A 23,524-nucleotide genomic window follows, 5' to 3' on the forward strand; every position below is an offset into this window, starting at 1 on the left:
TCGGGTATCTTGTTGAAGACGATTATTGTTCATTTCTTAACCAAGAAGCCGTTTGAGGAAAGCTAATTTTCCCTCATAGGGAGCGTAACGCCATTTTAAGTCTAATAAAAAGGAGTTTTTCAAGACACTTTTACGGTGGGAAAAGGTGTCAAAACTGGCTTTACCGTGATAACTACCAATACCACTATCACCCACACCACCAAATGGTAATGATGATACACCACAATGCATCACTGTGTCGTTGAGACAAACTCCACCAGATGAAGTTTCCTGCAAAATGCGCTTTTGCAGGTTTTTATTTTGAGAAAATAAGTATAAAGCTAGGGGTTTTGGTCGAGAATTAATTAAGGCGATCGCTTCTGTGATATCACTATATTCAATGATGGGCAAAATCGGCCCAAAAATTTCTTCCTGCATGATGGCATCTTCCCAGGAGATGTTATCAACTACTGTGGGAGCTATATAACGTTCTTCTCGGTTAGTTTCTCCACCGATGACAAATTCACCATTTTTCAGGAGATTTGCTAATCTATCAAAGTGTTTTTGAGAGATTATGCGGGCATAATCAGGACTACTGGCAGGGTTATCCCCATAAAATTCTTTGATAGTTTTTTTCAGACCTTCTATCAAATTTGTTTTAATTTTTTTATCAACTAAAATATAGTCAGGAGCAATACAAGTTTGTCCGGCATTAATAAACTTGCCCCAAGTAATTCGCTTTACGGTGTGTTCTAGATTGATTTCAGTATCTACAATACAAGGACTTTTACCGCCTAATTCTAAGGTAACTGGTGTGAGGTGTTTTGCCGCCGCTTCCATGACGATTCTGCCTACACTTGTACCACCAGTAAAAAAGATATAGTCAAATTTTTCTGCTAAGAGATTTTGGCTGGTTTCTACACCACCTTCTACCACTGCAATATATGCTGGGTCAAAATATTTAGGAATCATTCCAGCCAAAAAATTAGAGGTATGAGGTGCAAGTTCTGAAGGTTTGAGAAATGTACAATTTCCAGCCGCGATCGCACCAACTAATGGGGCAATAATTAAGTTAAATGGATAGTTCCAAGGGCCGATTATTAAAACAACTCCTAGCGGCTCTGAATAAATCTTTGCTGAGTATTGAAAAAATTCAATAGGAACTGCGGCTTTTTGAGCCTTTGTCCAATCCTTAATATGCTTGATGGCGTAATCAATTTCCTTTGTGACTAAAATTTCTGTAGCATAAGCTTCAAATTCTGCTTTATTTAAATCAGCTTTTAATGCCTGCACAATTTCTTGTTCATTCTCCAGAATTGCTTGTTTAAGAATTTTGAGTTGTGCAATTCTAAAAGCAACATCTTTAGTTTTACCAGTTTGAAAAAATTCGCGCTGTTTCCGAATAATATCAGCCACAGGAATTGATAATTCAGTAATCATTTTTTTATAGGGGTTAGGGAAGGAGGACAAGGGGGACAACGAGGACAAGGGGGACAAATGACTATTGACTATTGACTCACTGTTTTATAGGTAGCATAACAATGAATAAACTACCTTTACCCAACTCAGATTTAACTAAAATATTGCCTTGATGGGCTTCGACAATTCGCCGCGAAAGATATAGTCCTAAGCCACTACCAGAACTCTTGTGACTTCCTTGGCGAAATCGCTCAAATAAAGTGGTTTGTTCTTCAGGAGAAATACCGGGGCCTGTGTCTTCTACCTCAACTATTAGGTAGTCACTTATAGTAGAATTTCCCGAAGCATCTAAATAAGACTTTTTGCTGCTTTCCGTTTTTGAGCTTAGACGAATATTTACTGAGCCAGACTCGGTAAATTTGATGGCATTACCTATGAGATTAGTAAATAGACGATGCAATTCTAAGCGATCGCTCATGAGTGTGTTGATAGTTAACTCTTGAGCAACTTCCAAATTCATTGCTAGTGATTTTGCTTCAGCTAAAGGTGTTAATTCCCCTACCACTTCCTCTAGTAACTGGCGGAGGTTCACTGGTTGAAACGCCAAGGTTTTGCGACCAGCTTCAAAGCGGTAAACTTCCAATAAGGTATTTACCATCGAAAGCAGATTGGTGTTGCTACGCGCCATGATAGCGATCACCTCTTCCATTTGGCTCGATAAAGCTCCTAAAGCACCTTGCTGAAACAGCATCAGTACGCGATCGGCTGCTACTAGGGGGGTGCGTAAGTCATGGGTGAGGCGAGAAACAAAATCTTCGCGTTGGCGAGCAATTTCATCACGTTCATCGATACTGTGTTTTAGCCGTAAGAGCGATCGCACCCGCGCCAGCAATTCATCCACGGTTACAGGCTTGCGGATAAAATCATCAGCACCTAAATCTAATCCTTTAGCGACATTTGGCGCATCATGGGCAGTAATCAGCAGTATGGGGATATATTGCTGCATGGCAGTATTACCACGTATACGCCTAGTAACTTCGTAACCATCCATTCCTGGCATCATCAGATCCAGCAATACCAAATCACAAGGAGATGCTTCTAGTTGTGCTAAAGCCGAAGCACCATTTTCTGCTGTGCTAATTGTGTAGCCTTCTTCCTCCAAAATAGTTTTGATTAAAAACACGTTGTCTGGAGAATCATCTACAACCAAAATTTTGTCAGAGCGAGAATTTTGTGAGTTCATGTAGCGGGTGTAGGTAAAATTGAAGGTTTGTAATCTTAGCTATATTTATATCAATTTTAGTTAATCTACTCTTGAATCAAGATTATTTACCTAAAAGCTTAAATTGATTTTTTAATTTTATATGATGTTAAATTTGCTCATTTTTCCTAGGCAAATAATTACTCACTAATTGAATCATATTTGGTTAATTTTTCAAAATAGATATATAGCAAGTTGATATATCGTAAACAGCAGGCAGTAATTTTGCTGCTTTCCAATTTTGAGAGTGGAGCATAGACACAGGTTGAGCGTATCCGCTAAAGTCAGCCTTTATCCTGCGTCATATCCTCCCTATTTGATACTAAGCACTGATTTCTGAATTATTATCTTGTGCGGACTCAGGTAGATATTTTAGAGGGGTTTTGAGCAAAACCCAATCGATATAGAGTGCGAGAATCTGTATTTTCAGGAATTGGTTCAGGCGTTGGCAGTTGTTATCCTTCAGAACCCAAGCCCAGAATTTTTCCAGCAGTAGCCCCAGGATAATTTCTACAGACTTGTTGATAACTAGGGGAATAAGTGTTTCTAACATTGCGATCGCCTCAGTTAATTGACTGAGTTCAATGTCGCAATTTTATTTTGTAGTTATTTATTTGACCTGAAGTGACTTATATTGACTTGTCTTGACATATAATAATTTGACCTAAATCCCTAAAAACGCCAGCTAAACTGAAATTTAAAGCGATTTCATTCTAAGTATATGTCGTTACCACAAAACTTCCTAACACAACTAGAGCAATACAGCGAATTATCCCATAGAGAAAAGACAGTTTTTGTGGAAATCTTTGGTAATGGCAAGAGTCGAGTGCAAGTTACACAAGCGCTCAACATCTCTCAAAGCAATCTCAGTAGTTGCTTGACGGGTATTTACAATAAGTTCAGTATCAGTGGCAGTGGACCTGTCAAAGAAAGCCGTCTGCGAGAGTATCTACAAAAACGGTATTCCCATCAGAAACTAGCTGGTAGCTCAACTGCTGAAGTTGCAGAAGCTGATATTGTTGCTCTAGTTCAAGAAATCCGCGAACAAGTTAAAACCAGCATTAAAGAAAAGTGTGGAACCATGCGGGTACTGGATATGTCCCAGCCAATAGAGTTAACTGGCGAACGGGGTATTTATACCAATGTCAACATTCTAGAAAAAATCACCGGACGCAGGCGACTGGAAATTAGAGAACTGCTCCAAAACTGCGAAACAGATGACTTTGAGCGCTTTGGTCTTAACAGGGTTAAAGAGGAGCGAGTACCAGGGCTGGAAGCAGTGCAGCGTCACAACAAGCTGATGGTGTTAGGTAAACCAGGCGCAGGAAAGACCACATTTTTGAAGTATCTGGCTATACAGTGTATTGAGGGGCAGTATTTAATCAACAGAGTTCCCTTTTTCATCACCTTAAAGGAATTTGCAGAAGAATCTCAACAGCCAAATATTCTGGAATATTTTGTTGAAAAATTATCATTTTGTGGAATACAGAATGCAAAAGAGAAAATAGAACAATTGTTAAGATATGGTAAAGCATTAGTATTACTAGATGGATTAGACGAAGTTCGGGAAGAAGATACAAGGCAAGTGTTACGGCAAATTCTAGAAATTTCTGAGAATTTTTATACCAATCAGTTTGTCATCACATGTCGCATAGCTGCTAAAGAATACACTTTTGAGAAGTTTACTGAAGTTGAAGTAGCAGATTTTGATAAAGATCAAATCGTGATTTTTGCACAGAATTGGTTTCGGTTAATCGATCCATTGAAAGCTGAAAGATTTCTTCAAAAACTTGAAGATAACGAGCCGATTTATGAACTAGCGACCAATCCGCTATTGCTAACCCTACTTTGTTTAGTCTTTGGAGAAAGCGCAGATTTTCCAACCAATCGCTCTGAACTGTATAAAGAAGGGGTGGAAGTATTGTTGAAAAAATGGGATGCCAAACGTAACATTGAGCGCGATCAAGTTTATAAAAATCTATCTTTGAATCGTAAGGTAGATTTGTTGAGTCAAATTGCTCTAGCTACCTTTGAACGCAAGGAATATTTCTTTAAGCAAAAAACTGTTGAGGCTTATATTGCTGATTTTATTTACAATTTACGCGATGCTCGTACTGAACCAGAGGAATTAAAACTAGATAGCGAAGCAGTTTTGAAGTCCATTGAATCACAGCATGGGCTATTGGTTGAACGAGCAAAGGGTATATATTCTTTTTCGCATCTTACTTTTCAAGAGTATTTCACAGCAAGGGAAATAGTTGCTAATTCTGCTTACGAAATTTTCGTAGAACATATTATTGAAAGACGGTGGCGGGAGGTGTTTTTGATTGCAGTAGGAATGATGCGTAAAGCTGATAATTTATTATTATTAATGAAGGCAAAAATTGATAATTTAATTGCAGAAGATGAAGAAATAAAAAAATGGTTTATTTGGGTTAATCAAAAATCTATTTCTGTGAAAGCTAACCATCATTTAGAAGAAATACAAGAATTTTATATAAATCATGATATAGGTTTTGAGAAACATGATAAAAATGATAATGACATAAAATTTATAGTAGATACCAAACATTATTATGAGGATATCGATTATGAGGATATCGAGGTAACAAATCCTTTTATTAAGAAAGACTTTTATAAGAGCTGGTTCTCACCAATAGATATAAATTTGTTGCTGGGCTTTTATAAAGAAGATGATAATGGTTTACTTAATACTAGTATACACTCTCCAGATTTAGACTTGGATAATGCCCTTTTATCCGCTTTAAATCAAGCAGTCATTCTTGCTGAAAGTGATTTACCAAAAATTGAGAATGTAAATAAATTAAAATATACTATAAACCGCTCAATTTCCTTAACTGATAGTAGAGAATTACAGAGATCTTTAAGAAGATTTCAACAAAAAATCCCTAATCCTGAGAAAGATAAAAGCGTATTTAAATTTTTATGGAATAAATTTGGTAGAAATTGGGTAAAACAATTCAGAAGCATACTAATAGATTATCGGAATATAGGATATGAATGGCAGTTTAATAATCAACAAAAGTTAATATTAAGAGATTATTTCATAGCAAAAAAAATTCTTGTAGATTGTCTAAATAGCGATTGTTATGTTAGCCGTGAAGTTAGAAATAAAATTGATGATATCTTGCTGTAAGCAGAGATTGAATTAAAAATTGAAAATTAAGTAACAATATTCATAGAGGTATTTTGCTCTGTCAGCGATGATTTCTCGGATGGATTGGGGAACCATTTTGATTCAGCAGCTAAAACAGAATTAGCGTAGGTAAAAATCTGCGCTAACTCAGATATACCATCTAATTCCGCTTTTTCTTCTGGCGTGATTAACCCTGATTTGCTGCGTTCTAGCAGTTCATCTGAACGTGCTTGCAGTTCATCGGTAAACTTAAAAAAATTAAGATTATTAACTTTTTCTAGTTTGATTCCTGTTCCCAACCAGTATGAAGGTTCAATCATCAATTTCGGAGTCATCATGAGTTGAACACGGAGTGCTGCACTTTGATTTTAGCTTTTAAAAAGTGGTAATGCTGACGCTCTCAAGAAAAGCGATCGCTCTCTCACCACAAAATAGGCGATCGCTCATTGTCCAGAACTAAGATTATCTAAGAGTTGCTGAAATTCCGATATCGAAGGAATTGCGATCGCTCATTGTCCAGAAGTAAGATTATCTAAGAGTTGCTGAAATTCTGATGTCGAAGGAATTGCGATCGCTCTTTTATGAAGTGTCTTTAATACCGATGGTTCTTCTATAGCATTGATAGCTTCCACAATAGCAGTTGGCACTTCTCCAAAGCGAGTTTCTAGAACTTCAATCACGCTTTCTCTAGCATTTTCGACAATACCTTCTTCTTTTGCTAACCTTTCAATACTAGTTACGTACCGCATTCTATTTGTCTCCTCGTAATTTCTCACTTCTGTTTTGAAACTACTTGTCAATTCTTTTGGTAAAACCATCACCCAGTCGATAAACCGAAATAGTTCTTGAATATCTTCCCGGCTGTACCCCCTTTCAAAAAGTCGTCTAACTAGGCTTAGTTTCCACTGTAGCCGACTTTCTGGGTTGCGTTGCGTCGCTTTGGTTTTGAGATGCGCCATCACTATTATCCCAAAGGGATTGATAGTTTGCTCTAGAGTTTCCCAGGTTTGTTCATAGTCTAATAACTTCGCTATGGGAAACTCTAAGCTGACACGACATCCCGCCAGTTCATAGCCGTAGCTGGAAGGTCGCCAATTTGCTTGTTCATCGGCTAATACAGCCAAGCTGATGACTCGCTTTTTATGGCGGTCAAACAAGCGGTAATTGTAGGTGTACATCCGTTCGGCAAATTGGCTGTCATATTGTCCTTGGACTTCTACGTGAACTAATACCCAAGCTTCTTCGCCGTCAAGTAACCAAACTTTGGCGACTTTATCAACGAAACGCCGTCCAATTTCCGCATCGGGTTCTAGCTGTTGCAATTCGGTGTCCAGAAATTCATAAGGTCGCGTCCAGTCGATCGCGTCGTAAGCTAGGGTAAAAAAGAATTCCAGAAACCGGGGAAAATATAGCTCAATGATTTCTTTCCAAGGACTATCGTAATCGGTAGATTGCTCGGTCATGGACTAAAACAAAAAGTATCTTTGCGCCATTGGTAAAATTGTCGCAGGTTCACAAATCAACAATTCGCCATCAGCCCTGACTTCATAGGTTTCTGGATCTACTTCAATATGAGGTAGCGCATCATTTAGCTTTAAATCTCGCTTAGTTATTTGGCGTGTCCCGGAAACTGCTACCGCCGATTTTCTTAAACCTAACTGGCTGGGAATCTCCCTTTCTAACGCCGCTTGGGAAACAAAAGTTAATGATGTGGCGTGACGCGCCCCTGCAAAACTACCAAACATCGGTCGCATATGCACTGGTTGCGGTGTGGGAATGCTGGCGTTAGCGTCGCCCATCTGCGACCATGCAATCATTCCGCCTTTAATGACTATTTCTGGCTTCACACCAAAAAAGGCTGGTCGCCACAAACATAAATCTGCAAGTTTACCCTCTTCCACTGACCCGACATACTCGGCTATTCCGTGGGTAATGGCTGGGTTGATGGTGTACTTGGCGACATATCTTTTCGCTCGAAAATTATCTGCCCTTTGCTCATCTCCTTGCGGGTTAAGGATTCCCCGTTGCACCTTCATTTTATGAGATGTCTGCCAGGTGCGAATTATTACTTCCCCTACTCGCCCCATTGCTTGGGAGTCGGAAGAAATCATGCTAAACGCGCCTAAATCATGCAAAATATCTTCGGCGGCGATGGTTTCCCGACGAATGCGAGACTCAGCAAAAGCGACATCTTCGGCGATCGCGGGATCGAGATGGTGACATACCATCAACATATCCAGGTGTTCGTCTAAAGTATTGAGGGTGTAAGGACGTGTGGGGTTGGTGGAAGATGGGAGAACATTCGCCTCACCACAAACTTTGATAATATCTGGTGCGTGTCCTCCCCCTGCGCCTTCGGTGTGGTAAGTGTGGATAGCACGATTTTTGAAAGCTGCGATGGTATCTTCAACAAATCCGGCTTCGTTGAGGGTGTCGGTGTGAATTGCCACTTGTACATCATACTCATCGGCGACGCTGAGGCAAGTGTCAATGGTTGCGGGTGTGGTTCCCCAGTCTTCATGCAACTTTAACCCCATTGCACCAGCTTGTACTTGTTCCACAAGTCCTTGAGGTTGGCTGGCGTTACCTTTACCTAGAAATCCTAAATTCACAGGAAAAGCATCAGCCGCTTGCAACATCCGGTACATATTCCAAGGGCCTGGGGTGCAGGTAGTGGCGTTTGTCCCTGTAGCGGGGCCTGTTCCACCGCCAATCATGGTAGTAATTCCGGAGGCGATCGCAACTTCTATCTGCTGCGGGCAAATAAAATGGATGTGGGAATCCACACCTCCAGCCGTGAGAATCATCCCTTCCCCAGCTAAAGCTTCGGTTCCGGGGCCAATAATAATATCGACATTATTTTGAATATAAGGATTTCCCGCTTTACCAATTTTAAAAATCTTGCCGTCTTTAATACCAATATCGGCTTTAACTACACCCCACCAATCGAGAATTAAAGCGTTTGTAATTACTAAATCGACAGCACCATCGGCGTTAGAAATGGGGGATTGTCCCATCCCATCGCGGATAACTTTACCGCCACCAAATTTCACTTCGTCGCCATAGGTGGTGAAATCTTGTTCTACTTCAATAAATAATTCTGTATCCGCAAGTCGGACGCGATCGCCTACTGTCGGCCCGTATGTTTCTGCATAAGCACGGCGATCCATTCTGTAAGGCATAAATGCACTCCTGGGTGTATATTACTTTGATGATTTTTGAACAAGTTTAGGGAGGGTATAAAGGATGTTTGTATAAGTTTATAATTTTATATAGGAGAAAATTTTAAAAAATAAATATTAATTAAACTTAAATAAATTAAAACTAATGTTGATTATACATATAATGAAAATGATGTTTGTAGTCATATTTTTAATTTAAAATGTAATTTTTAGTAAAAGTGAGGCATATTGTGGAGGATTATTTTGAGTTTGTTAGTAAAGAGCTACAAAATAGACTCAATCAGATTAAAGAGTTTATCAAAAAACACAATCCGACTATAGGCGTTTTGACGGAAGAAATTTTACGAGATTTTTTGAAAAAAAACTTACCAAGGATGGTGAGCGTTGAACAAGGTTTCATACGCGCAAAAAATGGAGAATTGTCTAAACAATGTGACATCTTAATTTATAATTCTCATCTTTATGCACCTTTTTATAGGCTCAATGATATAGTAATAGTTCCTGAAGAATCAGTCATTGCTGTTATTGAAGTCAAGACAACAATAAACAAACAAATTTTTCATAATGGTATTGATTATTTTGAAAATATAAAAAATATTTCGCAAGCACATACTTATCTATTTATATATAATTGTAAGGGCATTGAAAGCATTGAAAAGTATCTACACTCCTATAATCACAAAGATGATAGAACTGAATTTGACCATGATACCTATTACTTTTTACCTGATGAAATTACAGGAATAAATGAATCATTTCATTTGAAGAAAGATTTAGTAGTCTGCTATGGTCGAGATTCAATGGGATATAGCTCGTATTTTTATGAGGGTGAAAAAGGTACTGAAATCAATGCATTGCAGCATTTTTATTTATCTGTTTATAGATTAGTAGAGACAGAGATAGGCAATCTTTATAGATCAGATAAAATGAAAGGTGTGTTTTATGACAATAGAAGCTCATATTTTTTGAAGAAAACACTTTCAAGTTACTATGCTATTGAGCTATTTGATATGTAAAAAATAGTTTTTTATTAGAATCACAAATTAACATAACATTTTCAGTTAAATGACAATATTTAATTTATTAGTTATGTTGGATAATACTTCTTCTTTTGCTCCTTATCATTGCTCTTCTTATTAAGACTTCCTTAGCTTTACTCCAAAACACCATTAATCAAACTATTAAATCCATATACCTCACGACTCCCCATTAATGAAACCAAAAAAACCTCTTTTTCATCGCCTGGTTCAAAGCGAACTGCTGTGCCGGCAGGAATATCAAGGCGCATTCCTCGCGCTTGTTCTCGGTCAAAATTTAAAGCTGAGTTAACTTCAAAAAAGTGAAAATGCGAACCAACTTGTATCGGGCGATCTCCTGTATTTGCTACTTGTAATTTAATAGTTTCACGACCAGCATTAAGTTCAATTTCTCCTGCTGGTGTGATAATTTCCCCTGGAATCATTGTTTTCTCCTTTGCAAATTAACGAATCGGATTATGCACAGTTACCAACTTTGTCCCATCAGGAAAAGTTGCTTCCACTTGCACTTCATGCACCATTTCCGGCACACCTGACATCACATCATCTCGCGTTAACAAAGTTGTGCCATAAGTCATTAATTCAGCGACAGTTTGCCCATCTCTAGCACCTTCTAAAATCGCAGCAGAAATATAAGCAACTGCTTCTGGATAATTTAATTTCAAACCTCTATTCTTACGTCTTTCTGCCACTAAAGCAGCAGTAAAAATTAACAACTTATCTTTTTCCTGCGGCGTAAGTTGCATTCTTCTCTCCCTCTTGGCGTTCTTGGCGTTCTTGGCGGTTCATTCAAACCTGCCAAACTCTAGGTACACAGCTACCACGACTCAAAAAATTAACCCGTAGCATCTGCCAAACAGACGTAAACCAGTTTCGCACCTCAGATGACGAAGCACCGCGATATCTACATAAAAGTCCATGTTGTAGTCGCGACACCCCCACCTCTCCTGCACCATCCCATAAATTGCGGGCTTTTGCCACTATTTCTGAGTCAACTGGATTACCCACCCAAACTAGACTACCGACAATTGGTTGTCCAGCCAAGCCGTGGGGACTGTGGAAAACCTCTTCGCTACCAGGTAAATATTGGCGATCGATCCACAAGGGTACACCTTGCTGCCAAATTTCGGTATGCGATCGCCATTCTCCTTGCAAAAACTTCTCTCCTCTAGCACTGCGCCCTAATCGCGTAATTTCCCAGCCTAACCAACTGGCTTCGGTTGCTAATTCTACCCGTAAATCTTGCCGATAAATCGCGCTGTTAAACAAAATTGTTTCTTGGGGTAACCACTCCAAACAAGCGCCAGCATCGACTTTGATATCGATAATTTGTCTAGCTTGCTGTCCATTACTGCGGTAGATTTTACTAGCGGCGGCTGTAGTAATTAATGCTTGGGCGTGGGGTTGGAGGTGGAAATTGAGAGACAAGCGATCGCCTCCCACAACTCCCCCAGCCGTATGTAAAATGACGCTATGACAGACTTTTTCGCCTTCTGGATAAAACGGACGCTGTACCTTTAGCGGTGCTTGCTGGTGGTTGTAAATTAGCTGGGTGGCATTTTTGCGATCGGCGTAGACTAAATTAAGTTTGCCATGCCAACTTTCTACGCTGTGTAGCACAGAATTCATGTATTAAGTAAACATTAAATTGATGGTAACCTTCATTTTCTCGCCAAAATTACGTAATCATCTAATTTATAGTTAGAATCATGTTTCTGATTGAAGTACTTCTGAATCATCTGCGTCATGTAAATTTGCTTAGGGAGAGTCTCTTCTGCGAATTTGGCAAATTCCCTAGCAGAACAAGGTAGCCTAGAATTTCTAGAAGTTAGATATTTATACCAAACCAGCTCTAAACCGAGTTCGGAAGTAAATTTTATAACTACATTTCTTTCTATTTCTTGGTCTTCACTTTGTTGAGCATTGTAAAATTTAAATAATTTTTTATCTTGTACAATTAATAAAACGTAACCTTCCTTTTTAAGGCAATTAGCAAATACATATTTGTAGATATTATTGGCTTGTAGTCTAGCAGATATATCTGAAAAGAAACAGTGAGAAATGACAATAAAATCAAAAAAATCTTGAGGTAATTTATGAGATTTATCTTCCCCTGAAAATAAATCAACAGTTACAAAGCGAAAGTAAGCATTAATTGGATTCGTGCTTAATTCTATAAACTTTCGCCAAAACTGAAGTCCTCGAAATTGAAATGAATCTTGTTTTTCTAGAGAATAGTAGGATATATGAGTTTGTGATAGATTATCAAAATCACTGATACGTTGCAGAAATAGAGCTAAAGCGTAAGCAACTGTTCCTGGGCCTGCTGCAATATCGAGGATATTAAGTTTATTGCTAAATAAGCCGTTTTGATAAATGAAAAACCAAGCTAAATATAGACAATATACATTTTCTAAAAAAAACTTCATAAAGTAGACGTGAGGAGTCAGACTAAAACTATAGTTTGGGTCTTGTCCGATTTTTAAATTATTAATATCTTCAAAAGCATCTTCTAGTTTTATAGATAATTGCTTTTCAGGAACTTTACTAAACTCTTCGTGGAGATATTCAACCAATTTTATTTCCAAATTTTCAAAGATATCTTTATCAATCCCAGTAGATTGAATTTTGTATTGATCGTGCTGGATTAATTGAAATATTTGATAAACTAAATTTACAAATTCTTCATTTGGTGATAACTTGAGATTATCTGCTTGTACCTGAGGAAAGTGTGTTAATTTTTGGCTTAAATTTGCTATTTCTCTTTTATAGTCCAGAGAATAACGCTCAAGTTGCAGCTTATCTCTAAATAATTTTTCTAACCATGAAAATTTGGCACCAGATTTTTGAATATCATGTAATATTTTGACAGCTTTTTGTGTGTCTCCACGGCTTAATGCTAGCTTGAACTGCTGACTAAGCCACCAATTTGCTATAGGATTACTCATAACCAAATCCGTCTTTGCCTTCTTTAATTTCTATATTTGTAAGCTGAGAAATTAATTTATTCTTAAACTTCATATAGTTTAATTGCTGATTTTGATACCACCAAGCGTATTTTTGCTTAATTTCTTCAGCTTCTGAGCGGGTTGATGCTATTAGAGAACGGTTATAAGTAGGATGAAAATCTTGAATTACAACTCTATCAGCGATAGATAGTTGCTGTATAAAAGCTAATTCATCAGTTGCTAAAGTTGGAAGTAGAGGTGTAATTGTAATAGAGATTTTTGGAACAAAACCTTTAAAAGGCTCTATATTTTGTTTAATCTTTAAAAGAGCATTTAATCTAGCTTTAATACTAGGCGATCGCGGTTCAAAATCCCTGCGCACTGATTCACTACCAGTAGGGATACTCATATTAATTCGCAATCGCTGAAATCTTTGTAAATAATCAATATCTCTAGTAATAATTGGACTGCGAGTTTGAATTACTAAAGTTGGTGTTGGATGATTATTATCCCTAACATCAAGCATCACCTCTAAAAGCCTGCGAGTCAACTGCTGCTGAGACTCCAAAGGTTGATAAGGATCTGTCACACTACTCAGATAAATTCTCGGAGGATTTTGCGGATTTTTCTCATACCATTTTTGTAATTCTTTAGCTAAAATCTCCGCTGCATTTTCCTTAACAATCACCCAATTTCCCCAATCTTGGCGCATTTTAGTATTCGGACTAAATGCAGCAGCATAGCAATAACTACATCCATACTGACAACCCCGATAAGGATTTAGCGTAAAATCATAAGCCTCAATAAAACCTGTAGCCTTAGTCAAAAGGGATTTAGCATTTTGAGCATAAACATTAGCACTCCCAAATTTTTCCTTGACTAATTTAGTTGGCTTACCTGTGCAATAACCTTGATACCTTGGTTGTGCCATTGTAAATTTTATATTTTATATATGGTCTATCAACTCACCTTATTTTCTATAATTCCCAGTTTTATTTACGACTTATACAAGTTTCACAAAAAATTTTAATTTTTTTTTGTATCGCCAGAGCTGATATCAGTGACTTGAAAGTGAGCAGGTGAATAATACCATGTTCTCAAGATAGCAGCTACAGGCTAACTCAACTTTTAAGTAGGCTAGAAGTGATTAAGCAAGAACAGAATAGTATTTTAGAGCAAATTGCGGCAATAGTTTCAGCTAATAAATAATAGCTGTCAACAAAAATAGATAGTTATTAAACATGGTTATTTGGAAAACTTTATACCCCTAATTCTGCTGTTCTAACCAAGCTACCAAATCAGCAAGTTGCGAAAAATCAAGCAACTCTTCTCCTAAGTTTTCTAACTTTTCAGTTGGTAAATTCCGAACCTGCTCAATTATTGGTGCATCAATATCACCAAAACGCCTATTAAGTTGGCGTAGAATCAAACTTTCTTCACCTTGTTTTTTACCTTGTTGCAAAATATCTTGATAAATTACAGATTCTTTCATAATATCCTCCCGTAATAATTGGCGAATTAAATCCTTATCAAACCGCAATCCAGCCAAAATCTCTATACAACCTGCTATATTTTGTCGCTGCTCCCTATTTGGAATTGTAGCGACTCGTTCGGCAACTTGGGCAAGCAGTCCTTGAGGTGAGTCGGTTCTGGTTAATGTTGCTAGAGGTAACAGTGCAGGATTTGCCAAAAATGCTGCTGAATCTTGCTCCCATAGACGAACTACTCGATATTGATGAATTGTTGTGTCATCTCGATATTCTTCAGTGAAAGCCATTTCGTTAGTAGTTTCCTGTAAAAAGATGATTACTTGGGTTACAGGACATCGATATTGGCGCTTCAACCTCACGGAATAATCAAGCATTCGGAAGTTCAGTGGCGGATCGGATATCGCTAATGTTTGAAATTCAATATGTAAAATTTTGTTAGCTGCTTGCAAAAATGTCACAGAATCTGCACGAATTGGTTCTAGTGTCAGTTCAGTTTTTAAGATTTCAATTTGTGGCGCGTCTACTCCTAGCAACCAGCGAACAAAATCTGCTGGGTACTGTTCAGCTAAATATTTACAAGCGTTGTCGTAACTCAAGTTACTATTTTTCTGTTTCTATACAACAATCTTTTACCTTATATGAATTCGCTCTCTTACTCTACATTTCGTGATATTTTTATACTGCGCCTCTACGATCCATTTCAAAACCATATACATAGATATCAGCAACCTTATAGCGTTTCTCTTTTTCGCGCCATTCAATAATGCCAATTTCACTTAAAAAAGAAGCAAATTCTTCAAAATCAGCAATATCATGTGCTGACTCTTGCCATACTGTTTGTAACTGTTCTTTAGATAAGAAAGCCAATTTCCCTTTAAGAGAGTCAAAAAATTTAGTCAAATCAGGGTATTCCTCTTTAATTTCTTCACACCGCTTTTCTGATGCTTTTTTTAAGCCAAATTCAAGTGATTTTCCTTGTAGTAGACGATCTGTACGGAATTTACTTGATGATTGACCCTTATAGGTTAGTTCTTGTTCTTTTGCCCCTTTTAGTAATATACTTAAACTCCGAGGAAAAGTAGTATCACTTGAGTCTGTTAATCGTTCATAAACCCATCGTGATACATTTTTAGCTCTGTTTCCACCTCGGCGACGACTTCCCCAAAGTATTTCTAAAGCTTTATCAATCGCCTCTTCACTAGCTTGATCAATACTTTCAAAAGCAACAGGAGATATTCGGTCAACCAAATGTTTAAAATCTTCAGATTGTATTGCTTGACGAAGTGCTAATCGGAGAAAGTCGATCCTAGTCCACTGTAAAATAATATCCCGTCCAGTAAAATGACTTTTATTGTCGAAACTTAAACGATTCCATATATCTTCTCTTAAAAAGATTTTAAATCTTATTTCTGTTAATCTGTTAGCATCACAAGATTGAACTAATTGAAACAAGCCAGTAAGTGCTTGCTGTCGTACTCCTCCTAGTTCTGGAAAATCTTCGTCTAAATCATCATAAAGAAACCACAGTTTTAGAGAATTCTTTTTGGCTTCTTCATTAAGAAGAATATCTATGGCATCCTTGACTATGAGCCTTAGTTCAGAGTTAGTAGATAATAATAGCAAAGCTTGAGTGTATTCAGACTGCCATCTTTCTGTAGGTAAGTTATTAATAATTTTTTTAATTTCACTAAACTTTGCGCCTTTCTTACCTTTAGGAAAAGTAAATAAATTTTCCTGATGACATCTCAGCAGTAAATAAGCTCTCCAGAAAGCTTCCCATGTAGCACTATTTGACTGCAAATTTTTGTGGATAAATTGGAAGTCCTCACGCGATGGGCGGCTTTCTTGGAATCTTCCGTGTGCTGACAAAAATGTAGTGTTATCTAACCGTCCATGAGCTAGTTTTTGAGCAACACTTTTATGTTGTAAAAAAAGCCAATACAGTGCAGTTTTACCTGTGCCTTTTCGCCCTCTAATTAGGCAAGTTGTATCGTCTAAAAATCTTTCAAAATCAGTAGTACGCTGAAATAGTAGATTTAAATCTTGTCTTTGATCGGCAGCATTTACTTCAGGAAACTGCAAACTTTCAATAATCTTCCACCGCTGATCTATTGTATTTAAAACATTGCTACGTTTTAGTTCATCAGTTTTTTCATCAATTAAGTTAGCGATTTTTGTGTAATAATCTTGGTTACCTTGTACAGGATAGCTATCAGCCAAAGCGATTGGTAACAGATAAGGTACTACTAAAAGTTCTTCTGTTGGAGTTTGAGAATTATCTAAATCTGTTTCAGATTCATCTGTTTCATAGTTTTCATTTGTTGCTGTTTTTATTTTGTTCAGCAATGATTCCCAAATTTGTTTTACTTTAGACAGACCAATCTTAGTAACATCAGGAACAGGAGAAAAAACAAAATTTATTGATAAATTTTTTAGTCCTTGCAGGGATTGTATTAGCAGTTCTATCCCTTGTTTATTTTGTTCGTTAGGGAAAAGAAAAACTATTGCTTCATCAGCTGCTTGAATTAATGATAAAGCTCCCCATTGATTGATTCCAGTTCTCGAATCAATTAAGAGAATATCAGGTTTTAATTGTTCGTAAATTTCTCTTTTAAAAACAGACCAAAGACTTTGATCTCCATCAATAACAGTAGTAGCATGAAGATCATCAACTTTAGATACATAATCAAGATTAAGAGAACCAGCAGGAACAACAAATAATCTTCCTGTGGCGTTAGATATTTTTACTTCGCCAAATATTTCAGCAATTGAAATACTTGGTTCTACTCCTTCTGGTAAATAGGAACGCTCATAAAAATAGTCAACAATTCCATATTTGGGTTGTGGCCTTAGATTGAATGCTGTACTCAACCCAGGTGCTTCTAAATCTAAATCAACAGCTACAACTTTAAGACCCCGCATTGCTAAAATTGAGGCAACATGGGTTAATGCCGTAGTTCGACCTACTCCTCCTTTAAAAGAATAAAATGTCACTGTTCTGGGTAACCTGAGTTCACGCTCAGGTATAGGAGGTTGATTTTGCGGATTTGCTGCTTGAATTGCTAAATCTTGCCAAGTTTGTACTGAAGCTGTATTAAAAGCTTGCGGTGCTGAAAGATTTAGTGAATCTGCTTCTTGAGGAGTGTATAAGGAAATAAACCCAGGAGATAAATGAGGAACTTGTGATTTAAGTAAGTTAGAAATTTGTTCTTTGCGCTGAAGACTAGATAAATTAATAAATTGCTCGCTCACAATTGTTAGATTAAGCAAGCCTGATGTGGAAATATTTATATCAACCCACTCTGGCGAATTATGTACATACTGGTTTTTAATCTGCTGTTTTAGCAAAACCTGCCAATTTTCTTGCATTTTTTACCTCTTTAAAGTTGAGTAGCTTGTTTGAGTAACCAACTTTTGATACTCTTGTATGCGTATAACCAGCGTCTGTAATTTGACTCATCAGGCTCAAGGCCAGAATAACGCATATCTATAAAATGTTGACCCATTGGATTCTCAACTTGATCCAGCCATTTCCTTCCTTCAGAAAAATTATCAATCCTAGATTTGAGCTTATTATGTTGTTTGAGCAGTTCCGCATAACTATGTGTTCTCAAATTCTCACTTGTCACTCCGCGTAAAGTGTTACAAATAATAGCTTTTATTAGACACTCAATGGTTACACCACCAAAGTGCATAGCCCCAACCTTTCTTCCTGATTGGCTGAGAGTTTCAGTATCACTATGGCGATCAATAAAAGCTGCCTGATAATCTTCCATACTTAGTTAAATTAAATTTAAAGCCAGATCAGTATATTATTAAATAGCAATTACCTTAACATTATTAATTTGTTATTTTCTGGTTTGAAAAACCTGAATATTGACACAAAAAAACAGCCGCCTCCACAAGGGAAGCAGCTGTTTTCACAAATAGGGGGCTAGAAAGTATTAGTAATCGAAGTCGCCGCCACCCATACCACCGCCACCAGCAGGAGCAGCATCTTTAGGTTCTGGCTTATCAACTACGATGCATTCGGTTGTCAACACCATACCAGCGATGGAAGCAGCGTTTTGCAGAGCAGAACGAGTTACCTTAGCAGGGTCAACAATACCAGCAACAAACAAGTCAACAAACTCATTGGTTGCAGCGTTGTAGCCTACGTTGAATTCTTTTTCTTTCACACGTTCAGCAATTACAGCGCCGTTTTGTCCTGCGTTTTCTGCAATTCTCTTCAGAGGTGCAGGTAAAGCACGAGCAACAATCAACGCACCAGTTAACTCTTCACCAGTGAGGTTTTTGTTTGCCCATTCTTCCAGTTCAGGAGTCAAGTGAGCCAGAGTTGTACCACCGCCGGGAACAATACCTTCTTCCACAGCAGCTTTGGTAGCGTTGATAGCGTCTTCTAAGCGCAGCTTCTTGTCCTTCATTTCGGTTTCAGTCGCTGCACCGACCTTAACAACTGCAACACCACCAGCCAACTTAGCTAGGCGTTCTTGTAGTTTTTCTTTGTCGTAGGAAGATTCGGTTTCGTCAATTTGACGACGGATTTGCTCAATCCGAGCTTTAACGGCAACTTCGTTACCTTCGGCAACAATTGTGGTGTTGTCTTTGGTAATGGTGATGCGGCGAGCTTTACCTAAGCTATCCAGCTTGGTGTTATCTAGCTTGAGACCAGCATCTTCGGTGACTAGCTGACCACCGGTGAGGATGGCGATATCTTCTAGCATAGCTTTGCGGCGATCGCCAAATCCAGGTGCTTTAACAGCAGCCACGTTTAGCACACCGCGCAGGCGGTTAACTACTAGAGTTGCCAAAGCTTCTTTTTCAATATCTTCAGCGATGATTACTAAGGGACGACCAGCACGCGCTACTTGCTCAAGCACGGGTACTAGGTCTTGTACCAAAGCGATTTTCTTATCGGTTAATAGGAGGAAAGGCTCATCGAAGACAGCTTCCATCCGTTCTGCGTCGGTAGCGAAGTAAGGAGAGATATAGCCTTTGTCAAAGCGCATCCCTTCGGTGATTTCCAATTCGGTGGTCATGGATTTCCCTTCTTCTAGGGAAATTACGCCTTCCTTACCCACCTTATCCATTGCTTGGGCAATCATCTGACCGACTTCTTCGTCATTACCGGCGGAGATGGAACCAACTTGCGCAATGGCTTTGGAATCTTCTACGGGGCGAGCGTGTTGAGCAATCTTCTCTACCAAGAAGGTAGTAGCTTTGTCAATACCGCGCTTCAACAAAATTGCATTTGCACCAGCAGCAACGTTGCGTAAGCCTTCTTTAACAATTGCGTGCGCCAAAACGGTAGCTGTGGTGGTACCATCACCCGCAGCGTCGTTGGTTTTAGAAGCAGCTTGGCGAATCAAAGCCACGCCAGTATTTTCAACGTGGTCTTCTAATTCGATTTCTTTGGCAATGGTTACGCCATCATTGACGATTTGCGGTGCGCCAAATTTCTTTTCTAGCACGACGTTACGACCTTTAGGGCCAAGAGTAACTGCCACAGCTTCTGCTAGGATGTCCATGCCTCGTTCTAGGGCGCGACGGGCGTTTTCGTTGTAGATAATGCGCTTTGCCATAATTTTAATAGTCCTTTGTCATTTGTCATTTGTCATTTGTCATTTGTCATTAGTCATTGGCTAATGACTAATGATCAATGACCATTAGCTAACGATTGCTAAAATATCTTTTTCTGAAAGCAGGACGTATTCTTCTGTGCCGAGCTTGACATCAGTGCCAGCGTACTTGGAGTACAGCACTTTGTCGCCGACCTTAAGTTCTGGCTCTTGACGAGAACCGTCATCGTTCCGCTTACCAGGGCCTAGAGCGACCACTTCCCCAACCTGGGGCTTTTCCTTCGCGGTGTCGGGTAAATACAGACCACCTGCGGTCTTTTCCTCAGAGGCGCTCACTTTCACGAAAACGCGATCGCCTAAAGGTTTAACTGTAGAAACGCTTAAAGATACTGCTGCCATATTTATTTCTCCAGAGTTAGCACTCTCAACTCCTGAGTGCTAATTTACCGAAGATAGCCATACAATGGCAACAATTTTTTGTGTACGGGTTCCCGAACTAGGCGATGAGGGGGATGAGGGGACAAGGGGACAAAGGAAGGGGGACAAGGGAGATAAAAAATGAGAAATGCCCAATGCCCAATGCCCCATGCCCTTTAAATACAGATACTTAAGTACAAATACTTATTTATTTTAAAGTTTCAGGTTCTGTTCATTAAGTTACGAATATTTTTTTATGAACAAATTTATTTGCAAAGCGGGGAAATTGTTATAGAACTGTAATCAGGGAGCAGCTTGATGAGTAACAATACAGTGATCCAGTGCAGCCGTAAAATCCCCAAAAACACTAAATCTCTAGACAATAAAGCCCCGCGTAATTGTGTAGAAACTTTAGGACTTGCAAAGATTCAACGACATCTTTCTATTTGTGCCCAGCAAACAACTGCCAACTGCGGCGCAAAACAAGCTAGTCTGGAATCCTGGGAATACATAAAAAGGCGATTGCAGAAGCTCAAACTCGACCAACCGCAAAAAAGTCTTCCCCTTTGCATGTTTAGAAATAAAGCCAATTGCTTGCGCGTTTGTGGTTCTAGACCGATAATGGTGGTTTACCCGGATGGTGTCTGGTATCGTCAAGCAAACCTGGAAGTGATTGAGCGGATCATCCAAGAACACTTGATAGGCATAATGGTGGTTGAAGAATTTGCATTTTTAACCCATCCTTTGCCAGAAACTTCTCTGGTTGCTTGTGAACATCTGATAGCGGCTTAACATCCGTGAGGATATCGTAATTAAGTAGTAAGCGCTCTGAAGCGGTGGTTGGTTTGGCGCTAGGGTCATCTTCAGCCAATACTTAACCTGTGAATCGGAAGGATTATTATTTAATCAGCATTTTTTCACCCGCCACGGTCAAAGCGATATATAATTACGGATTATATTTACTACTGCTCTACGTATCCTTACTGGACTAGTGCCAATGATCTACCAGTCTCTTAACTGCAATCACCGCGCTATGAGACTGACAACAAGCAAAGGCAAGTTAAGTGGGAAAAAAAGACAACATCTCAAATAATCCACCATAGAGGATAAATATACAAGACCTTGATGGACCGAAGCGCGACAAGTGCCACTGCTATGAAAGAACCCAGCATGAAAGATCACAAACGACTTCTACTGATTGATGATGACCCTAACCTCATCTTGCTGGTGAAGGATTACTTGGAATTCCGGGGATATGAAGTCATCACCGCTGAAAACGGAAGAGAAGCTCTAGAAATTTTAGAGCATGATGTTCCAGATATGATTATCTGCGACGTGATGATGCCGGAAATGGACGGATATACTTTTGTAGAACAAGTCCGGCAAAATGAACGTACTAGCTGGATTCCCGTTCTATTCCTTTCAGCTAAGGGACAAAGTGCAGACCGAGTTAAAGGTCTGAATAAAGGTGCTGATGTCTATATGGTCAAGCCCTTTGAGCCAGAAGAACTCGTAGCGCAAGTAGAATCTTCCCTGAAGCAAACTATCCGTTGGAAAGAACACCAAGCCAAAGGAGGAGAAAATGGTTCTCGTATCCAGGTTCCCTTCGATGTGCAGTTAACTCCCACCGAACTGAAAGTCGTACAGTTTGTTGCTAGGGGTTTAGCTAACCGGGAAATTGCTGAAGAACTAAATGTCAGTCAGCGTACCGTTGAAAGCCATGTGTCCAATATGTTGGGCAAAACCAATCTCCATAACCGCACTGAACTAGCGCGGTGGGCGATTGAAAATCAAATGGCTTAAATAGCTATCAGCATTCAGCAGTCAGGTCTTAACTGCTTTGATTGACTGCTGATAGCTGATAGTTTAATTCCTATCGGTCTGCTCCCAAGATGAATTGGCGCATTTGTGCTCAATCCAATTCAGAAAATTCTTGCATTAAATTTCCAGACCGATAACTTATGAATTGTGAAGCTCAGGATTAAATTTTCTAATTGTGTACTTCATAATTCATAACTAATAATAGAGTCCTTGCTCCCTGATTTTGGCAACTCTACCATTTTTGTGAAGTCTAAATGCGGAATCTTCACGCACACCTTCAATTTTTTGAGTAAAATTGGTGATTTTGCCTGTGGACTATCATCGGTATTTTATGGTTCACAAGTTAGTAATTATCTGTGCTTTCATTAATTCACGGCCTTTGACTTAGGGCAAGCTTGATGGATGATGTAAATTTGCCCGATATTGGCTGAGATGACGATGGAGAGATATGACTATTATCGATAGATAGCACTCGCTTGTTTATATCTGAGTCAAGGTCAGCATCGCCTCATTGTATTGCACCATGAATTTAAGCAAGCGAGTGTTTATTTACTCAACTAGGGCTATGGGAATTTCAATGACAAATTCTGTTCCCACACCAGTTTGAGATTTCGCATGAATAGTACCTTTATGTCTTTCGATAATTTGATAGCTAATAGAAATATCTGCTTCGCTAGCGAGAATACGATGGATGGCTTCACCAATAATTATTTGGTTATCAATCAGCAGAACTTTGACTAAATTCGTTGTTAACTCAAACTCAGATATGCCATTAGGCACGGATACTTGCATACTAAAGGGAGGTAATAACATACTGGAACTTTTGGGATTATTTACCCCTGTTCTGTCACTCTCCGAAAACATTTGCCATTTCTGAATTCTAGAGCTTTTATCTAGCAAGGGTTAACACGATTTTTTTCTAATAACAAATACAACACCCATTTTTTTCTAATAGGATAGCTTGTATTGATTGCCTGATGAGGCTTCTAGGGATTACCCTCCCGGAGAGTGACAAAAGCGGGTTACAGCAGTTTCCAGGTAATGGAACCACAGATTCTCGTAGGGGCACGGCATCCACAATCTTCTGGTACATACAATAATATTACTGGTGCCGTGCCCCTACCGCGTGGTCTATTTACTTGAAAAACGCTGTAAAAATTAATTGTTATATCATTGCAATTTAATAATTTTGGTTCTTCAGTAGGTATGATGCTGAAACTTTAATTAAATGTCA

Annotated in this window: 21 protein-coding genes; 4 read left to right on the forward strand and 17 right to left on the reverse strand. The window is 38.7% G+C overall.

The window, feature by feature from the left end; genetic code table 11:
* Positions 1 to 36: 36 nt before the first annotated feature.
* The 3 genes from AACU32_RS35895 to AACU32_RS35905 form a co-directional block, all read right to left on the reverse strand.
* On the reverse strand, positions 37 to 1,419 hold the full coding sequence (locus tag AACU32_RS35895; RefSeq protein ID WP_096607029.1) for an aldehyde dehydrogenase: 1,383 nt from the start codon (positions 1,417 to 1,419) through the stop codon (positions 37 to 39).
* A gap of 76 nt (positions 1,420 to 1,495) precedes the next feature.
* On the reverse strand, positions 1,496 to 2,641 hold the full coding sequence (locus AACU32_RS35900; RefSeq protein WP_096607030.1) for a hybrid sensor histidine kinase/response regulator: 1,146 nt from the start codon (positions 2,639 to 2,641) through the stop codon (positions 1,496 to 1,498).
* 340 nt (positions 2,642 to 2,981) lie between these two features.
* On the reverse strand, positions 2,982 to 3,212 hold the full coding sequence (locus AACU32_RS35905) for a hypothetical protein (protein ID WP_096607031.1): 231 nt from the start codon (positions 3,210 to 3,212) through the stop codon (positions 2,982 to 2,984).
* Positions 3,213 to 3,380: 168 nt separating this feature from the next.
* On the opposite strand from AACU32_RS35905, the gene AACU32_RS35910 reads away from it, so the two are divergent.
* The gene (locus tag AACU32_RS35910; RefSeq protein WP_096607032.1) at positions 3,381 to 5,816 is read left to right on the forward strand and encodes an NACHT domain-containing protein; all 2,436 of its coding nucleotides are present in this window, start codon (positions 3,381 to 3,383) and stop codon (positions 5,814 to 5,816) included.
* Between the two features lie 26 nt (positions 5,817 to 5,842).
* Here AACU32_RS35910 and AACU32_RS35915 read toward each other — a convergent pair whose 3' ends face one another.
* The 3 genes from AACU32_RS35915 to ureC form a co-directional block, all read right to left on the reverse strand.
* Complete coding sequence (locus AACU32_RS35915; RefSeq protein ID WP_339378556.1) at positions 5,843 to 6,154, reverse strand: hypothetical protein; 312 nt, start codon at positions 6,152 to 6,154, stop codon at positions 5,843 to 5,845.
* A gap of 171 nt (positions 6,155 to 6,325) precedes the next feature.
* A complete protein-coding gene (locus tag AACU32_RS35920) occupies positions 6,326 to 7,279 on the reverse strand; it encodes a transposase (protein WP_096607033.1) in 954 nt (317 codons plus the stop codon).
* 3 nt (positions 7,280 to 7,282) lie between these two features.
* Positions 7,283 to 8,998, reverse strand: coding sequence for an urease subunit alpha (gene ureC / locus AACU32_RS35925; RefSeq protein ID WP_096607034.1), 1,716 nt, complete (start codon positions 8,996 to 8,998; stop codon positions 7,283 to 7,285).
* A gap of 230 nt (positions 8,999 to 9,228) precedes the next feature.
* On the opposite strand from ureC, the gene AACU32_RS35930 reads away from it, so the two are divergent.
* Entirely contained in the window at positions 9,229 to 10,014 is a 786-nt protein-coding gene (locus AACU32_RS35930) for a DUF6602 domain-containing protein (RefSeq protein ID WP_339378557.1), read from the forward strand.
* A gap of 137 nt (positions 10,015 to 10,151) precedes the next feature.
* Here the strand turns inward: AACU32_RS35930 and AACU32_RS35935 are convergent, their stop codons facing one another.
* The 10 genes from AACU32_RS35935 to groES all read right to left on the reverse strand — a co-directional run bounded on the left by AACU32_RS35935 (position 10,152) and on the right by groES (position 20,451).
* The gene (locus tag AACU32_RS35935) at positions 10,152 to 10,460 is read right to left on the reverse strand and encodes an urease subunit beta (RefSeq protein WP_096607035.1); all 309 of its coding nucleotides are present in this window, start codon (positions 10,458 to 10,460) and stop codon (positions 10,152 to 10,154) included.
* Positions 10,461 to 10,478: 18 nt separating this feature from the next.
* The gene (ureA, locus tag AACU32_RS35940; protein ID WP_096607036.1) at positions 10,479 to 10,781 is read right to left on the reverse strand and encodes an urease subunit gamma; all 303 of its coding nucleotides are present in this window, start codon (positions 10,779 to 10,781) and stop codon (positions 10,479 to 10,481) included.
* Positions 10,782 to 10,824: 43 nt separating this feature from the next.
* The gene (locus AACU32_RS35945; protein ID WP_096607037.1) at positions 10,825 to 11,664 is read right to left on the reverse strand and encodes an urease accessory protein UreD; all 840 of its coding nucleotides are present in this window, start codon (positions 11,662 to 11,664) and stop codon (positions 10,825 to 10,827) included.
* 32 nt (positions 11,665 to 11,696) lie between these two features.
* Positions 11,697 to 12,983 (reverse strand): photosystem II assembly protein, encoded by a 1,287-nt coding sequence (locus AACU32_RS35950; protein WP_096607038.1) that lies wholly within the window; start codon positions 12,981 to 12,983, stop codon positions 11,697 to 11,699.
* Positions 12,976 to 13,914 carry an SPL family radical SAM protein gene (locus AACU32_RS35955; RefSeq protein WP_096607039.1) on the reverse strand — a complete coding sequence of 313 codons (939 nt, stop codon included), beginning with the start codon at positions 13,912 to 13,914 and terminating at the stop codon, positions 12,976 to 12,978. Before AACU32_RS35955 ends, AACU32_RS35950 begins: the two co-directional genes overlap by 8 nt.
* 336 nt (positions 13,915 to 14,250) lie before the next feature.
* On the reverse strand, positions 14,251 to 15,069 hold the full coding sequence (locus AACU32_RS35960) for a DUF4351 domain-containing protein (RefSeq protein WP_096607040.1): 819 nt from the start codon (positions 15,067 to 15,069) through the stop codon (positions 14,251 to 14,253).
* 79 nt (positions 15,070 to 15,148) lie between these two features.
* Positions 15,149 to 17,842: a P-loop ATPase, Sll1717 family gene (locus AACU32_RS35965; RefSeq protein ID WP_096607041.1), complete on the reverse strand. Its 2,694-nt coding sequence runs from the start codon at positions 17,840 to 17,842 to the stop codon at positions 15,149 to 15,151.
* 11 nt (positions 17,843 to 17,853) lie between these two features.
* Complete coding sequence (locus tag AACU32_RS35970) at positions 17,854 to 18,249, reverse strand: hypothetical protein (protein WP_096607042.1); 396 nt, start codon at positions 18,247 to 18,249, stop codon at positions 17,854 to 17,856.
* A 168-nt stretch (positions 18,250 to 18,417) separates the two neighbouring features.
* Positions 18,418 to 20,055, reverse strand: a complete 1,638-nt coding sequence (gene groL, locus AACU32_RS35975) for a chaperonin GroEL (protein WP_096607043.1) — start codon at positions 20,053 to 20,055, stop codon at positions 18,418 to 18,420.
* Between the two features lie 84 nt (positions 20,056 to 20,139).
* On the reverse strand, positions 20,140 to 20,451 hold the full coding sequence (groES, locus tag AACU32_RS35980) for a co-chaperone GroES (protein WP_096607044.1): 312 nt from the start codon (positions 20,449 to 20,451) through the stop codon (positions 20,140 to 20,142).
* 336 nt (positions 20,452 to 20,787) lie between these two features.
* Between groES and AACU32_RS35985 the strand changes: the two genes are divergently transcribed.
* Positions 20,788 to 21,261 carry a (2Fe-2S) ferredoxin domain-containing protein gene (locus tag AACU32_RS35985; protein WP_339378558.1) on the forward strand — a complete coding sequence of 158 codons (474 nt, stop codon included), beginning with the start codon at positions 20,788 to 20,790 and terminating at the stop codon, positions 21,259 to 21,261.
* Positions 21,262 to 21,594: 333 nt separating this feature from the next.
* A complete protein-coding gene (locus AACU32_RS35990) occupies positions 21,595 to 22,272 on the forward strand; it encodes a response regulator transcription factor (RefSeq protein WP_010997804.1) in 678 nt (225 codons plus the stop codon).
* Positions 22,273 to 22,839: 567 nt separating this feature from the next.
* Here the strand turns inward: AACU32_RS35990 and AACU32_RS35995 are convergent.
* Positions 22,840 to 23,154 carry an ATP-binding protein gene (locus AACU32_RS35995; protein ID WP_096607045.1) on the reverse strand — a complete coding sequence of 105 codons (315 nt, stop codon included), beginning with the start codon at positions 23,152 to 23,154 and terminating at the stop codon, positions 22,840 to 22,842.
* Between the last annotated feature and the right edge of the window lie 370 nt (positions 23,155 to 23,524).

Source organism: Calothrix sp. NIES-2100, from assembly GCF_963875285.1.
Taxonomy (GTDB): domain Bacteria; phylum Cyanobacteriota; class Cyanobacteriia; order Cyanobacteriales; family Nostocaceae; genus Aulosira.

Excerpts from the sequence above, each read along its gene's own strand:
- AACU32_RS35935 (WP_096607035.1), bottom strand. The coding sequence starts at position 10,460 with ATGATTCCAGGGGAAATTATCACACCAGCAGGAGAAATTGAACTTAAT.
- AACU32_RS35910 (WP_096607032.1), top strand. The coding sequence starts at position 3,381 with ATGTCGTTACCACAAAACTTCCTAACACAACTAGAGCAATACAGCGAA.
- AACU32_RS35905 (WP_096607031.1), bottom strand. The coding sequence starts at position 3,212 with ATGTTAGAAACACTTATTCCCCTAGTTATCAACAAGTCTGTAGAAATT.
- AACU32_RS35955 (WP_096607039.1), bottom strand. The coding sequence starts at position 13,914 with ATGGCACAACCAAGGTATCAAGGTTATTGCACAGGTAAGCCAACTAAA.
- AACU32_RS35915 (WP_339378556.1), bottom strand. The coding sequence starts at position 6,154 with ATGATGACTCCGAAATTGATGATTGAACCTTCATACTGGTTGGGAACA.
- AACU32_RS35990 (WP_010997804.1), top strand. The coding sequence starts at position 21,595 with ATGGACCGAAGCGCGACAAGTGCCACTGCTATGAAAGAACCCAGCATG.
- groL (WP_096607043.1), bottom strand. The coding sequence starts at position 20,055 with ATGGCAAAGCGCATTATCTACAACGAAAACGCCCGTCGCGCCCTAGAA.
- AACU32_RS35985 (WP_339378558.1), top strand. The coding sequence starts at position 20,788 with ATGAGTAACAATACAGTGATCCAGTGCAGCCGTAAAATCCCCAAAAAC.
- AACU32_RS35895 (WP_096607029.1), bottom strand. The coding sequence starts at position 1,419 with ATGATTACTGAATTATCAATTCCTGTGGCTGATATTATTCGGAAACAG.
- ureC (WP_096607034.1), bottom strand. The coding sequence starts at position 8,998 with ATGCCTTACAGAATGGATCGCCGTGCTTATGCAGAAACATACGGGCCG.
- AACU32_RS35900 (WP_096607030.1), bottom strand. The coding sequence starts at position 2,641 with ATGAACTCACAAAATTCTCGCTCTGACAAAATTTTGGTTGTAGATGAT.
- AACU32_RS35950 (WP_096607038.1), bottom strand. The coding sequence starts at position 12,983 with ATGAGTAATCCTATAGCAAATTGGTGGCTTAGTCAGCAGTTCAAGCTA.
- AACU32_RS35995 (WP_096607045.1), bottom strand. The coding sequence starts at position 23,154 with ATGTTTTCGGAGAGTGACAGAACAGGGGTAAATAATCCCAAAAGTTCC.
- ureA (WP_096607036.1), bottom strand. The coding sequence starts at position 10,781 with ATGCAACTTACGCCGCAGGAAAAAGATAAGTTGTTAATTTTTACTGCT.
- AACU32_RS35945 (WP_096607037.1), bottom strand. The coding sequence starts at position 11,664 with ATGAATTCTGTGCTACACAGCGTAGAAAGTTGGCATGGCAAACTTAAT.
- AACU32_RS35970 (WP_096607042.1), bottom strand. The coding sequence starts at position 18,249 with ATGGAAGATTATCAGGCAGCTTTTATTGATCGCCATAGTGATACTGAA.
- AACU32_RS35965 (WP_096607041.1), bottom strand. The coding sequence starts at position 17,842 with ATGCAAGAAAATTGGCAGGTTTTGCTAAAACAGCAGATTAAAAACCAG.
- AACU32_RS35920 (WP_096607033.1), bottom strand. The coding sequence starts at position 7,279 with ATGACCGAGCAATCTACCGATTACGATAGTCCTTGGAAAGAAATCATT.
- groES (WP_096607044.1), bottom strand. The coding sequence starts at position 20,451 with ATGGCAGCAGTATCTTTAAGCGTTTCTACAGTTAAACCTTTAGGCGAT.